At 62.7% G+C, this 13,273-nt stretch carries 12 protein-coding genes; all 12 read left to right on the top strand.

All coding sequences use genetic code 11. The features are described from left to right. Positions 1 to 48 precede the first annotated feature (48 nt). The 12 genes from ASD12_RS32365 (at position 49) to ASD12_RS32305 (ending at position 13,191) form a co-directional block, all read left to right on the top strand. Positions 49 to 669, top strand: a complete 621-nt coding sequence (locus ASD12_RS32365; protein WP_013531099.1) for an NADH-quinone oxidoreductase subunit J — start codon at positions 49 to 51, stop codon at positions 667 to 669. A 1-nt stretch (position 670) separates the two neighbouring features. After that, the gene (gene nuoK / locus ASD12_RS32360; protein ID WP_019858930.1) at positions 671 to 979 is read left to right on the top strand and encodes an NADH-quinone oxidoreductase subunit NuoK; all 309 of its coding nucleotides are present in this window, start codon (positions 671 to 673) and stop codon (positions 977 to 979) included. Positions 980 to 989: 10 nt separating this feature from the next. After that, on the top strand, positions 990 to 2,963 hold the full coding sequence (gene nuoL, locus ASD12_RS32355) for an NADH-quinone oxidoreductase subunit L (RefSeq protein ID WP_056596732.1): 1,974 nt from the start codon (positions 990 to 992) through the stop codon (positions 2,961 to 2,963). Further along, entirely contained in the window at positions 2,963 to 4,468 is a 1,506-nt protein-coding gene (locus tag ASD12_RS32350) for an NADH-quinone oxidoreductase subunit M (protein ID WP_056596730.1), read from the top strand. The genes nuoL and ASD12_RS32350 overlap by 1 nt, the downstream gene beginning before the upstream one ends. A 19-nt stretch (positions 4,469 to 4,487) precedes the next feature. Beyond that, positions 4,488 to 5,924 (top strand): NADH-quinone oxidoreductase subunit NuoN, encoded by a 1,437-nt coding sequence (gene nuoN, locus ASD12_RS32345; RefSeq protein ID WP_056596728.1) that lies wholly within the window; start codon positions 4,488 to 4,490, stop codon positions 5,922 to 5,924. Between the two features lie 5 nt (positions 5,925 to 5,929). Next, positions 5,930 to 6,751, top strand: a complete 822-nt coding sequence (locus tag ASD12_RS32340) for a biotin--[acetyl-CoA-carboxylase] ligase (protein WP_056596724.1) — start codon at positions 5,930 to 5,932, stop codon at positions 6,749 to 6,751. A 120-nt stretch (positions 6,752 to 6,871) separates the two neighbouring features. Beyond that, the gene (locus ASD12_RS32335; RefSeq protein ID WP_056596721.1) at positions 6,872 to 8,542 is read left to right on the top strand and encodes a ribonuclease J; all 1,671 of its coding nucleotides are present in this window, start codon (positions 6,872 to 6,874) and stop codon (positions 8,540 to 8,542) included. Positions 8,543 to 8,654: 112 nt separating this feature from the next. Continuing rightward, the gene (gene mce / locus ASD12_RS32330) at positions 8,655 to 9,059 is read left to right on the top strand and encodes a methylmalonyl-CoA epimerase (protein WP_056596718.1); all 405 of its coding nucleotides are present in this window, start codon (positions 8,655 to 8,657) and stop codon (positions 9,057 to 9,059) included. Further along, positions 9,056 to 9,340, top strand: a complete 285-nt coding sequence (locus ASD12_RS32325; protein WP_056596715.1) for a DUF1467 family protein — start codon at positions 9,056 to 9,058, stop codon at positions 9,338 to 9,340. The genes mce and ASD12_RS32325 overlap by 4 nt, the downstream gene beginning before the upstream one ends. Before the next feature lie 550 nt (positions 9,341 to 9,890). Further along, on the top strand, positions 9,891 to 11,219 hold the full coding sequence (gene proS / locus ASD12_RS32315) for a proline--tRNA ligase (protein ID WP_056596710.1): 1,329 nt from the start codon (positions 9,891 to 9,893) through the stop codon (positions 11,217 to 11,219). Next, positions 11,216 to 12,502: a lipoprotein-releasing ABC transporter permease subunit gene (locus ASD12_RS32310; RefSeq protein WP_056596707.1), complete on the top strand. Its 1,287-nt coding sequence runs from the start codon at positions 11,216 to 11,218 to the stop codon at positions 12,500 to 12,502. The genes proS and ASD12_RS32310 overlap by 4 nt, the downstream gene beginning before the upstream one ends. Then, positions 12,454 to 13,191: an ABC transporter ATP-binding protein gene (locus tag ASD12_RS32305; RefSeq protein WP_200950967.1), complete on the top strand. Its 738-nt coding sequence runs from the start codon at positions 12,454 to 12,456 to the stop codon at positions 13,189 to 13,191. Before ASD12_RS32310 ends, ASD12_RS32305 begins: the two co-directional genes overlap by 49 nt. Positions 13,192 to 13,273: the final 82 nt, after the last annotated feature.

Raw genomic sequence — 13,273 nt, 5'->3', positions numbered from 1 at the left:
AACAAACAGGACGAGTGTCCTGTTTGTACAGGAACCGGGGGATCCCCAATGTTGAGTGGACTAGAGGCGGCCTTTTTCTACCTCTTCGCCTTTGTCGCGGTGGCGTCGGCGTTCATGGTCATTTCGTCGCGCAACCCCGTGCATTCGGTGCTGTTCCTGATCCTGACCTTCTTCAACGCCGCTGGCCTGTTCATGCTGACCGGGGCCGAGTTCCTGGCGATGATCCTGCTCGTCGTCTATGTCGGCGCGGTGATGGTGCTGTTCCTGTTCGTCGTCATGATGCTCGACGTCGATTTCGCCGAGTTGAAGAGCGGCGCCCTGCAATATGCGCCGATCGGCGCGCTGGTCGGGCTGATCCTGGCAGCCGAACTGATCGTCGTGCTCGGCGGCTACACATTCGCGCCGCAGCTTGCCTCGACGGTCTCCAAGCCCATTCCGGATCTCGCCACGCGAACCAACACGGCCGCGCTCGGCGACATCCTCTATACCGACTACCTCTACTATTTCCAGATTTCGGGCCTCGTGCTGCTGGTCGCTATGATCGGCGCCATCGTGCTGACGCTGCGCCACAAACCAGGCGTCAAGCGGCAGTCGATCGCAGCCCAGGTCGGCCGCACGCCTGCGACCGGCATGGAAATCCGCAAGGTCAAGACAGGCGAGGGACTCTGAGATGGTTGTCGGCATCGCGCATTATCTGACCGTATCGGCGATCCTGTTCACGCTCGGCGTGTTCGGCATCTTCCTGAACCGCAAGAACGTCATCGTCATCCTGATGTCGGTCGAACTGATCCTGCTTGCGGTCAACATCAATTTCGTCGCTTTTTCGGCCGCACTCGGCGATCTGGTCGGCCAGGTGTTCGCGCTGTTCGTGCTGACGGTCGCGGCGGCCGAGGCCGCCATCGGACTTGCCATTCTCGTCGTCTTCTTCCGCAACCGCGGCTCGATCGCGGTCGAAGACGTGAACATGATGAAGGGTTGACGGAACCACCATGTATCAGGCCATCGTCTTCCTTCCCCTGCTCGGCTTCCTGATCGTCGGCCTGTTCGGCACGTCGCTCGGCGCCAAGGCGTCCGAATACATCACCTCCGGTTTCCTGGTGATCGCGGCCGTGCTGTCGTGGGTCGCCTTCTTCACTGTCGGCTTCGGCCATGGCGAGGTGTTCACCGTGCCGGTGCTGCGCTGGATCCAGTCAGGCGGCCTGGAAGCGGCCTGGGCTTTGCGTATCGACACGCTGACGGTGGTGATGCTGGTGGTGGTCAACACCGTGTCGGCGCTGGTTCATATCTATTCGATCGGCTACATGCACCACGATCCGAACCGGCCGCGCTTCTTTGCCTACCTGTCGCTGTTCACCTTCGCCATGCTGATGCTGGTGACGGCCGACAATCTGGTGCAGATGTTCTTCGGCTGGGAAGGGGTCGGTCTCGCTTCCTACCTGCTGATCGGCTTCTGGTACAAGAAGCCGTCGGCCAATGCCGCCGCCATCAAGGCCTTCGTCGTCAACCGCGTCGGCGACTTCGGCTTCGCGCTCGGCATCTTCGGCCTGTTCGTGCTGTTCGGCTCGGTCAATCTCGGCACCATCTTCGCCAATGCGGCGACGTTCATCCCGGCTGAGGGCGCGCCGCATGGCGCGGCCGTGTTGACCTTCCTCGGCTATGCGCTGGACAAGCAGGCGGCCATGACGGTCGTCTGCCTGCTGCTGTTCATGGGCGCCATGGGCAAGTCGGCGCAGGTGCCGCTGCACACCTGGCTGCCGGATGCCATGGAAGGCCCGACGCCGGTTTCCGCACTGATCCATGCCGCCACCATGGTGACGGCCGGCGTGTTCATGCTGGCGCGGCTGTCGCCGCTGTTCGAACTGTCGCATTCGGCGCTGACGGTGGTGACCTTCATCGGCGCCTTCACCGCCTTTTTCGCGGCGACGGTCGGCCTCGTCCAGAACGACATCAAGCGCGTCATCGCCTATTCGACCTGCTCGCAGCTCGGCTACATGTTCGTGGCGCTTGGCGTCGGCGCCTATGGCGCTGCCATCTTCCACCTGTTCACCCATGCCTTCTTCAAGGCGCTGCTGTTCCTCGGCTCGGGCTCGGTCATCCATGCCGTCTCCGACGAGCAGGACATGCGCAAGATGGGCGGCCTCAGGAAATTGATCCCGACCACCTACTGGATGATGGTGATCGGCACGCTGGCGCTGACCGGCGTCGGCATACCGGTGACGGTCATCGGCACCGCCGGTTTCTTCTCCAAGGATGCCATCGTCGAGAGCGCCTTTGCCGGCCACAATTCGGTTGCCGGCATGGCCTTCGTAGCGCTGGTCGTCGCCGCTGGCTTCACCGCCTTCTATTCCTGGCGGCTGATCTACATGACCTTCCACGGCAAGCCGCGGGCGAGCCATGAGGTGATGCACCACGTCCACGAATCGCCGCCGGTGATGCTGGTGCCGCTGTTCGTCCTGGCGGCGGGCGCGCTGTTTGCAGGCATCATCTTCCACGGCGCCTTCATCGGCGAGGGCTATGCCGAGTTCTGGAAGGCGTCGTTGTTCACGCTGCCGGAAAACCACATCCTGCACGATATCCACGAGTTGCCGCTGTGGGTCGAGCTATCGCCCTTCATCGCCATGCTGATCGGCTGGGCGCTGGCTTGGAAGTTCTACATCCGCTCGCCGGAAATGCCTGCCAATCTGGCCGCCCAGCATCGCGGGCTCTACGCCTTCCTGCTCAACAAGTGGTACTTTGACGAGCTCTACGACTTCCTGTTCGTGCGGCCCGCCAAGCGCCTCGGCCATTTCCTGTGGAAGACCGGCGATGGCACCGTCATCGACGGCCTCGGCCCGGATGGCATTTCCGCTCGCGTCGTCGATGTCACCAACCGCGTCGTGAAGCTGCAGACCGGCTACCTCTATCATTATGCCTTCGCCATGCTGATCGGCGTTGCCGCACTCGTCACCTGGATGATGCTCTGATGACCGCCTGGCCAATCCTCTCGCTGGTCACCTTCCTGCCGCTGGTTGGTGTGCTGCTTATCCTGTTCATCAATGATGACAGCGAAAATGCACGCCGCAACATCCGCGCCATCGCGCTGTTGACGACGACGTTCACGTTCATCATCTCGCTGTTCATCTGGACCGGCTTCGACAATTCTCAGGCAGGCTTCCAGTTCGTGGAGAAGGTCGCCTGGCTCGATTCCGGCATCTCCTACCATATGGGCGTCGACGGCATCTCGATGCTGTTCGTCATCCTGACCACGTTCCTGATGCCGCTTTGCATCCTGGCCTCGTGGGAGGCGATCGAGAAGCGCGTCAAGGCCTACATGATCGCCTTCCTGCTGCTCGAAACGCTGATGATCGGCGTGTTCTGCGCGCTGGATATTGTGCTGTTCTACGTCTTCTTCGAGGCCGGCTTGATCCCGATGTTCATCATCATCGGCGTCTGGGGCGGCAAGCGGCGCGTCTATGCCTCGTTCAAGTTCTTCCTCTACACGCTGGCCGGCTCAGTGCTGATGCTGCTCGCCATCATGGCGATGTTCTTCCAGTCAGGCACGACCGACATCCCGACGCTTCTGACGCACAATTTCCCGGCCAACATGCAGACTTGGCTATGGCTTGCCTTCTTCGCCTCCTTTGCGGTGAAGATGCCGATGTGGCCGGTGCACACCTGGCTGCCCGACGCGCACGTCGAGGCGCCAACGGCAGGCTCGGTGATCCTGGCCGCCATCCTGTTGAAGATGGGCGGGTATGGCTTCCTGCGTTTCTCCTTGCCGATGTTCCCGCTGGCGTCCGAAATGTTCGCGCCCCTGATCTTCGCGCTCTCGGTCGTCGCCATCATCTACACCTCGCTGGTGGCGCTGATGCAGGAGGACATGAAGAAGCTGATCGCCTATTCGTCGGTCGCCCATATGGGCTTCGTCACCATGGGCATCTTCGCCATGAACCAGGAAGGCGTGCAGGGCGCGATCTTCCAGATGCTCAGCCACGGCCTCGTCTCCGGCGCGCTGTTCCTGTGCGTCGGCGTCATCTACGACCGCATGCACACACGCGAAATCGCGGCCTATGGCGGGCTGGTCAACAACATGCCGAAATACGCCACGGTGTTCCTGATCTTCACCATGGCCAATGTCGGCCTGCCAGGCACCAGCGGCTTCGTCGGCGAGTTCCTGACCATGCTTGGCGTGTTCCGGGTCAACACCTGGGTGGCATTCTTCGCCACCACCGGCGTCATCCTGTCGGCTGCCTACGCACTCTGGCTCTATCGCCGGGTGATCTTCGGCGCGCTGACCAAGGACAGCCTGAAGGGCCTGCTCGACCTGTCGCCGCGCGAGAAGGTGATCCTTTATCCGCTGGTCGTGCTGGTCATCTTCTTCGGCGTTTATCCCGCACCCGTCTTCGACGCGACGGCCGAATCGGTCAAGTCGCTCGTCACCAATGTCACTGCATCCATCGGCGCCGCGCAGACCGCGGCGGCGAACTGACCCAGGGGTTTTGCGAACCATGACGCCGGACCTTCTCTCCAGCCTGTCGCTCTCGACGCCAGAGCTGATCCTTGCCGTCGGCGCGCTGGCGCTGCTGATGGTCGGCGCCTATTCGCGCGCCAACACCGCCAACACGGTGACCGGCCTTGCCGTCGCCGTGCTGGTGGTCGCGGGCGCCTGGCTGATCTTCCAAACCGGGCAGGGCAGCGCCTATGGCAATGCCTTCATCCAGGATTCCTTTGCCCGTTTCATGAAGGTGCTGGCGCTGGTCGGCTCGGCGGTGACGCTGGCGATGTCGATGCGCTTCGCCAGGGCGGAGCATTTCGACAAGTTCGAATATTCGGTGCTGGTGCTGCTCAGCACGCTCGGCATGATGCTGATGATCTCGGCCAACAGCATGATCGGGCTCTATCTCGGCCTCGAGCTGCAGTCGCTGGCGATCTACGTGCTGTGCGCGATCAATCGCGACAATCTGCGTTCGACCGAGGCTGGCCTCAAATATTTCGTCCTCGGCGCGCTGTCGTCGGGCATGCTGCTCTACGGCATCAGCCTGGTCTATGGCTACACCGGCAACACCGGCTTCCAGGAGATCGCTTCGGCGCTGGGCAGCGGCGAGCGCCAGCTTGGCCTCGTCTTCGGCCTGGTCTTCGTGCTGGCCGGCCTTGCATTCAAGATTTCGGCGGTGCCGTTCCACATGTGGACGCCGGACGTCTATGAGGGCGCACCGACGCCGGTGACGGCCTTCCTGGCGGCGGCACCGAAGATGGCGGCGATGGCGCTGATGGTGCGCGCCACCATGGGCGCGTTCAAGCCGATCGCCTCCGACTGGCAGCAGATTATCGTCTTCATCTCCATCGCCTCGATGGCGCTGGGCGCTTTTGCTGCCATCGGCCAGACCAACATCAAACGGCTGATGGCCTATTCCTCGATCGGCCATATGGGCTACGCGCTGGTCGGCCTTGCCGCCAACAGCCAGGCCGGCGTGCGCGGCGTTGCCATCTACATGCTGATCTATCTGGTGATGACGCTCGGCACTTTCGCCTTTATCCTCGCCATGCGGCGCAAGGAAGGCAATGTCGAGCAGATCAGCGATCTGGCCGGCCTGTCGTCGACCAATCCGATCATGGCGACGATCCTGACCATCCTGATGTTCTCGCTGGCCGGCATCCCGCCGCTCGCCGGTTTCTGGGGGAAGTGGTACGTCTTCCTCGCCGCCATCAACGCCCATCTCTACGCGCTGGCGATCATCGGCGTGCTGGCCTCGGTGGTGGGCGCCTATTATTACCTGCGCATCATCAAGATCATGTGGTTCGACGAACCGGTCGGCGGCTTTGTGCCGATGGCGACGGAATTGCGTGTCGTGCTCGGCGTCTCCGGCGCCTTCGTGCTGTTTTATGTGCTGATCGGCGGACCGATCGGCACCTATGCCGAAGCCGCCGCCAAGACGTTTTTCTAGCCGGCATGGCATTTCGGCTGGCTCCAACCTCGGCGTCGGAAGGGTTCCGGCTCGAGGCGCATGACAGTGTCGGCTCCACCAATGCGCTGGCACTGGATCACGCAAGGGCAGGCGACCCGGGCAAATTGTGGGTCGTTTCCAAGAAGCAGGAAAGCGGGCGCGGCCGGCGGGGCCGTGTGTGGGCGACCCCCGAAGGCAACCTCGCGGCGACGCTGCTCGTCATCACCAGGGCAGAACTTCGCCTTGCCGCAACGCTGGGCTTCGTCGCCGGACTGGCGCTGGCGGACGCGCTCGACGCCGTGGTGCCGAAGGGCCGGATCGCCATAGGCCTTGACGGTGGCAGCGAAGGAAAAAACCGTTTCGAGCTGAAATGGCCGAATGACGTGCTTGCCTCCGGCGCCAAGCTGGCCGGCATCCTGCTGGAATCGGCGATCCTGGAAGGCGGCCGTTTCGCAGTGGCGGTCGGCATCGGCGTCAATGTGGTGGCATACCCCGAGGATTTGCCTTATCCCGCAACATCCTTGCGCGCGCTGGGTGCGGCATGCGATGCGGAAACACTGTTCCTAGCGCTGTCGGATGCCTGGAGCGAGAATGCCCGGTTGTGGGATGAGGGGCGCGGACTTGCCGCCATCAGGCGACGGTGGTTGGCTCGCGCGGCGGGGCTCGGCGGCGAGGTTGCTGTCAGAATTGACGGTAATGTGGTGCGTGGGGTGTTTGAAACCATTGACGAGGACTGCCGTTTCGTGATCCGCGACGATGAAGGTTCGGTTCTGACGATAGCCGCCGGCGACGTGCATTTCGGCGCGGTCGCTTCGGCCAGAGCTTAGAGCCGTTCACAAACGGCTCTAAGTGTTTGTTTTTTTAGCAATTCCTGTGGGAAAACCCGTTACACACTTTTCCTGGAATTGCTTTATGGACTTGGCCTGAGGGCCAGGAAGGGAAAAATCATGGCGAAAGCGGAAAACGCCGAACTCGTCTTCGTGCCGCTCGGCGGCGTCGGCGAGATCGGCATGAACTTCGCACTTTACGGCTACGGCCCGCCCAGTGCGCGCGAATGGATCGTCATCGATGTCGGTGTGACCTTCCCTGATGCCAGTCTGCCCGGCGTCGACCTTGTGCTGCCCGACACGCGCTTCATCGAGGAGAACCTCGCCAATCTGCGCGGCATCATCATCACGCATGCGCATGAAGACCATTACGGCGCGCTGCTCGACACCTGGCCGAAGCTGAAGGCGCCGGTCTGGATGACGCCGTTCAGCGCCGGCTTGCTCGAAGCCAAGCGGCAAGGCGAGCAGGGCGCGCCGAAAATACCGGTCACGATCTACAAAGCGGGGGAAAAATTCACCGTCGGCCCCTTCGAGATCGAAGCCATTCCTGTCGCGCACTCGATCCCCGAACCGATGTCGCTGGCGATCACCTCGCCGGCCGGCACCGTTATCCACACCGGTGACTGGAAGATCGATCCGGAGCCGACGATCGGGCCGAAGACCGACGAGGCGCGTTTCCGAGCCTATGGCGACAAGGGCGTCCTGGCGCTGATCTGCGATTCGACCAATGCGCTGCGCGAAGGCGAGTCGCCTTCGGAAGTGGCCGTGGGCGAAGGCCTCAAGGGCGTCATCCAGGCTGCCAAGGGCCGCGTCGCCGTCACCACGTTTTCCTCCAATGTCGGACGCATCGTCTCCATAGCCAGGGCTGCACGCGATGCCGGCCGCCAGTGCCTGGTGCTCGGCCGCTCGCTGAAGCGGGTCATCGATGTGGCTGGCGAACTCGGCTACATGGACGGTCTGCCGGAGTTCATCGCCGAGGAGGATTTTGGCTTCATCCCGCGTGAAAACCTGGTCATCATCTGCACCGGTAGCCAGGGCGAGCCGCTTGCCGCACTGGCCAAGCTGTCGCGCGAAGAGATGAAGTCCGTGTCGCTGACGGCAGGCGATACGGTGGTGTTTTCCTCGCGTACCATTCCCGGCAACGAGAAGGCGATCCTCGAGATCAAGAACCGTCTCATCGACCTCGGTATCAAGATCATCGAGGATGGCGACGCGCTGGTGCATGTCTCCGGCCATCCGCGGCGCAGCGAATTGCGCAAGATGTATGAATGGGTGCGGCCGCAGATCGGCGTTCCCGTGCATGGCGAGGCGGCGCATCTGGTGGCGCAGGGATCGCTGATGTCGACGTCCGGCATCGGCCAGGTGGCGCAGGTGCGCGACGGCGACATGCTGAGGCTCGCTCCCGGCCCTGCGACCATCATCGACCAGGTGCCGTTCGGCCGCGTCTACAAGGACGGCAGGCTGATCGGCACCGACCAGGCGATGGGCATCCGCGACCGGCGCAAACTGTCCTTTGCCGGCCATGTCGCGGTCAATGTCGTGCTCGACGACAAATATGAGCTTGCCGGAGACCCCGATCTGGTCGCCATCGGCGTCGCCGAGGCCGATGGCCGTGGCGACGCGCTCGAGGACCTGATGATCGATGCGGCAATCGGCGCGGTGGACTCGATCCCCCGTCAGCGCCGAAAAGACCTGGACATGGTGCAAGAGGCGGTAAGGCGCGCCGTGCGCGGCGCCGCCAACGAAGCCTGGGGCAAGAAACCGCTGGTGACTGTATTCGTCACAAGGTGACGAAGGGAATACGGGAGTAGGGAAATAGGGAAGGCAAATTGTTGCATCAACTTGTTTTTCCCTACTCACATACTCCCTTATTCCCCTGCTCCCCTAGCTTTCGGAATATTTTATGCTCGGACGTCTGAACCATGTCGCGCTTGCGGTGCCGGAGCTGACGGCTGCCGTCGCCGCCTATCGCGACACGCTCGGCGCCGAAGTGACCGAACCGCAGGCGCTGCCGGAGCATGGCGTCACGGTGGTGTTCGTCAATGTCGGCAACACCAAGATCGAACTCCTGGAGCCTTTGGGCGAGGGGTCGCCGATCGCCGCCTTCCTGGCGAAGAACCCTTCCGGCGGCATGCACCATCTTTGCTACGAGGTCGACGACATCCTGGCAGCGCGGGACAAGCTCAAGGCTGCCGGCGCCCGCGTGCTGGGCGACGGCAACCCGAAGATCGGCGCCCATGGCAAGCCGGTGCTGTTCCTGCATCCGAAGGATTTCTTCGGCACGCTGATCGAACTGGAGCAATCATGAGCTGGGTTTCGTTCACCGCCCTGTTTTTCGCGACCTGGTGGGTGGTGCTGTTTGCCGTGCTGCCGTTCAGCGTGAAGACGCAGGACGACGATCATGATGTGACGCTGGGTACGGTTCCAAGCGCGCCGCGCGGCCCCCACATGCTGCGCGCCGTGATCCGCACCACCGTCGCCACCGCGATCCTGATGGGCATTTTCTATGGCCTGACGCATGGCCTGGGATACAGCCTCAACGACATCCCGCACATCGTGCCGGATTTCGGCCAGACGCCAGCCAAATAGGCTGTCGGGCCCAAATAGACTGTCCGGCAAAGACGTTTTCATCCGTAGGAACCATGCGCGGTTTCGAACGGAAATGCCGTGCCGTTTTGTGGTCGGGGGCGTGCTGACGCAGGGTAAGGTGGTTTGGCAACGCATTGCGCTAAGCAGATGATTGCTCAAAAAAAATGCAAGGCACAAGGCCTTGCAATTTAAACGCGTCCGATCTGTTTCCGGTTTCCGGCGGCAGCGAGTAACCGCGCCTAGATCGCATCCTCCCAAGACTTTGACCGCGTAGGAGAGCAGATTTTTTTCTGCCCTCTCGGTTATCGGGGCACATTAGCCTAACGCGAATGAAAATGTCACGAAGAATTTTGCCTCGAAACAGGCATTCTCGTGCTGCACTGCACAATAGTATGGCAGGCTTTGCTTTCGAAACGTCCAGTAAGAGGCGTGCGGCACTGCGCCGCCGGGTTTGGGTTCCCATTCCGCCATGAAATGGCTATGAAGCCGGGTCAAGCAAGCCAAAGTCGCGCCGATTCTGACGCGGCCATCCTCACTCACGGACCAGTCCATGCGTTTGTCGCGCTATTTCCTGCCCATCCTCAAAGAAAATCCGCGCGAGGCCGAGATCGTCTCGCACCGGCTGATGCTGCGCGCCGGCATGATCCGCCAGCAGGGGCAGGGCAGTTTCTCGTGGCTGCCGCTCGGCAAGCGGGTTCTGGACAAGGTCTGCCGCATCATCCGCGAGGAACAGAATCGCGCCGGGGCGCTAGAAATCCTTATGCCGACCATCCAGTCGGCCGATCTGTGGCGCGAAAGCGGCCGCTATGACGACTACGGCAAGGAGATGCTGCGCATCAAGGACCGGCAGGACCGCGACATGCTCTACGGCCCGACCAATGAGGAAGTGGTCACCGAGATCGTCCGCGCCTATGTGAAGTCCTACAAGGACCTGCCGCTCAATCTCTACCACATCCAGTGGAAGTTCCGCGACGAGGTGCGGCCGCGCTTCGGCGTCATGCGGTCGCGCGAATTCCTGATGAAGGACGCCTATTCCTTCGACCTCGACTTCGAGGGCGCCAAGGCGGCCTACAACAGGATGTTCGTGTCCTATCTCAGGACCTTCACGCGCATGGGGCTGCAGGCTATACCGATGCGGGCCGACACCGGGCCGATCGGCGGCGATCTCAGCCATGAATTCATCATCCTCGCCGACACCGGCGAGAGCCAGGTCTTCTGCCACCGCGACTATCTTTCGCTTGATGTACCCGGCGCCAATACCGATTTTGCCAACGACGCCGAGATCGCCGGCATCGTCAAGACATGGACGACGCCCTACGCCGCCACCGACGAGATGCATGACGAGGCGGCGTGGGAAAAGATCGGCGAAACCGACAAGGTTTCGGCGCGCGGCATCGAGGTCGGCCATATCTTCCATTTCGGCGACAAATATTCGAAGCCCATGGGCGCCAAGGTGACCGGGCCCGACGGCAAGGATCATTTCGTCTCCGGCGGCTCCTACGGCATCGGTCCGTCGCGGCTGGTCGCGGCGATCATCGAGGCCAGCCATGACGACAACGGCATCATCTGGCCGGAAGCGGTGGCGCCGTTCGACATCGGGCTGATCAACATGAAGGCGGGGGACGCCGAGTGCGACCGCGTCTGCGACGAGCTGCATGCCGCTTTCGTCGCCGCCGGCAAGGACGTGCTCTACGACGACACCGACCAGCGGCCCGGCGGCAAGTTCGCCACCGCCGATCTGATCGGCCTGCCATGGCAAGTGATCGTCGGGCCGCGTGGCGTGGCCAGCGGCGAGATCGAGATCAAGAATCGCAAGACCGGCGAGCGCGAGACGCTGCCGATCGCGGACGCGAAAAAGCGCTTCGGTGTCGCCGCATGAGCGAGGCGGTGGCGGCAAGATCGGCGGGCGCCGGACCCTTTTCCATCTTCGAGCGCATGGTCGCGTGGCGCTATTTGCGCTCGCGGCGCAAGGAGACGGTGATCTCGGTGATCGCCTCGATCTCTTTCCTCGGCATCATGCTGGGCGTCGCCACGCTGATCGTGGTGATGGCGGTGATGAACGGCTTCAGGGCGGAGCTGTTGACGCGCATTCTCGGCGTCAATGGCCATCTCATCGTGCAGCCGCTCGATTCGCCGCTGGAGGACTACGCGCAGGTCGCCAGCCGCATCAACGGCGTGCCCGGCGTCAAATACGCCATCCCGCTGATCGACGGCCAGGTGCTGGCGCAGGGTAATGTCGGCGGCGGAACCGGAGCGCTGGTGCGCGGCATACGCGGCGAGGACCTCGGCAAGATCGCCATCGTCGCCAGCAACATCAAACAGGGCTCGATCGCCGATTTCGACAGCGGCGAGGGCGTTGCCATCGGCAAGCGCATGGCCGAGAATCTCGGCCTGACGCTTGGTGACACCATCACCTTGATCTCGCCGGACGGCGACGTGACACCGATTGGCACGACGCCGCGCATGAAGGGCTACAAGATCTCGGCGATCTTCGAAGTCGGCATGTCCGAATACGACACCTCCATCGTCTACATGCCGTTCACCGAAGCTCAGCTTTATTTCAACATGGACGGGCGGGCGCAGACGATCGAGATCTATGTCGACAATCCCGATGATGTCGACGCGCTGAAACCGAAGGTGGAGGCGGCGGCGCAACGGCCGATCGACATGGTCGACTGGCGCCAGCGCAACGAGACCTTCTTCTCCGCCCTGCAGGTCGAGCGCAATGTCATGTTCATGATCCTGACGCTGATCGTGCTGGTCGCGGCGCTGAACATCATCTCCGGCCTGATCATGCTGGTGAAGGACAAGGGGCATGATATTGCCATCCTGCGCACGATGGGGGCCTCGCGCGGCGCGATCCTGCGCATCTTCCTGATGACGGGGGCGGCGATCGGCGTGACGGGCACGCTCGCCGGCGTGCTGCTCGGCGTGCTGATCTGCTCCAACATCGAATCGATCCGCCAGTTCTTCTCGTGGATGACCGGCAAGGTGCTGTTCAACCCGGAGCTCTATTTCCTCAGCCAGCTGCCGGCGAAGATGGATCCGCGCGAGACGACCTATGTCATCCTGATGGCGCTCGGTCTGTCCTTCCTGGCAACGGTGTTTCCGGCATGGCGGGCCGCCCGGCTCGATCCGGTCGAAGCCTTGAGGTACGAGTAGTGGCCGAGGTCATTATCGAGCTGAAGAGCGTCGAGCGGCACTATGTCCAGGGGCCGCGCAAGCTCACCATTCTCAACGGCGCCGATTTCGCGCTGAAGCGCGGCGAGATGGTGGCGCTGGTGGCGCCGTCCGGCACCGGCAAGTCGACGCTGCTGCACACCGCCGGCCTGCTGGAGCGTCCCGACGCCGGCGACGTCATCCTGGCCGGTCGTGCCTGCGGGCGGCTCTCCGATGACGAGCGCACGGCGATCCGCCGCAACGATGTCGGCTTCGTCTACCAGTTCCATCACCTGCTGCCGGAATTCTCGGCGCTGGAAAACATCATGATGCCGCAGCTCATCAAAGGGCTGAGCCGCAAGGACGCGGCCGAGCGCGCGGCACAGCTGCTCGACTACATGCAGATCGGCAAGCGCGCATCGCACCGGCCGTCCGAGCTCTCCGGCGGCGAGCAGCAGCGCGTCGCCATTGCGCGTGCGGTCGCCAATGCGCCGCTGGTGCTGCTGGCGGATGAGCCGACCGGCAATCTCGACCCGGTCACCGCCTCCTATGTGTTCGAGGCGCTGGCGGCGCTGGTCAAGCAATCGGGCCTCGCGGCGCTGATCGCCACCCACAATCACGATCTGGCATCGCGCATGGACCGGCGGGTGACGCTGGCCGACGGCAAAGTGGTGCCTCTCGGTTCGGGCTGACCTCGGTCTCGACAAACCTTGGCGGGCTCGCCGTCAGTCCGCCACTGATGCCTGTATCTGGCCCATCGGTGGCTGCCGCTCG

The sequence above is a fragment of the Mesorhizobium sp. Root102 genome, from assembly GCF_001425625.1.
In the GTDB taxonomy this organism is placed as follows: domain Bacteria; phylum Pseudomonadota; class Alphaproteobacteria; order Rhizobiales; family Rhizobiaceae; genus Mesorhizobium.
Note: the sequence above shows the minus strand (reverse complement) of the source record. Positions and strands in the feature narration are given on the sequence as shown.

Bases quoted from the DNA above. Each gene is read 5' to 3' on its own strand.
- ASD12_RS32365 (WP_013531099.1), top strand. From the start codon at position 49: ATGTTGAGTGGACTAGAGGCGGCCTTTTTCTACCTCTTCGCCTTTGTC.
- nuoK (WP_019858930.1), top strand. From the start codon at position 671: ATGGTTGTCGGCATCGCGCATTATCTGACCGTATCGGCGATCCTGTTC.
- nuoL (WP_056596732.1), top strand. From the start codon at position 990: ATGTATCAGGCCATCGTCTTCCTTCCCCTGCTCGGCTTCCTGATCGTC.
- ASD12_RS32350 (WP_056596730.1), top strand. From the start codon at position 2,963: ATGACCGCCTGGCCAATCCTCTCGCTGGTCACCTTCCTGCCGCTGGTT.
- nuoN (WP_056596728.1), top strand. From the start codon at position 4,488: ATGACGCCGGACCTTCTCTCCAGCCTGTCGCTCTCGACGCCAGAGCTG.
- ASD12_RS32340 (WP_056596724.1), top strand. From the start codon at position 5,930: ATGGCATTTCGGCTGGCTCCAACCTCGGCGTCGGAAGGGTTCCGGCTC.
- ASD12_RS32335 (WP_056596721.1), top strand. From the start codon at position 6,872: ATGGCGAAAGCGGAAAACGCCGAACTCGTCTTCGTGCCGCTCGGCGGC.
- mce (WP_056596718.1), top strand. From the start codon at position 8,655: ATGCTCGGACGTCTGAACCATGTCGCGCTTGCGGTGCCGGAGCTGACG.
- ASD12_RS32325 (WP_056596715.1), top strand. From the start codon at position 9,056: ATGAGCTGGGTTTCGTTCACCGCCCTGTTTTTCGCGACCTGGTGGGTG.
- proS (WP_056596710.1), top strand. From the start codon at position 9,891: ATGCGTTTGTCGCGCTATTTCCTGCCCATCCTCAAAGAAAATCCGCGC.
- ASD12_RS32310 (WP_056596707.1), top strand. From the start codon at position 11,216: ATGAGCGAGGCGGTGGCGGCAAGATCGGCGGGCGCCGGACCCTTTTCC.
- ASD12_RS32305 (WP_200950967.1), top strand. From the start codon at position 12,454: ATGGCGGGCCGCCCGGCTCGATCCGGTCGAAGCCTTGAGGTACGAGTA.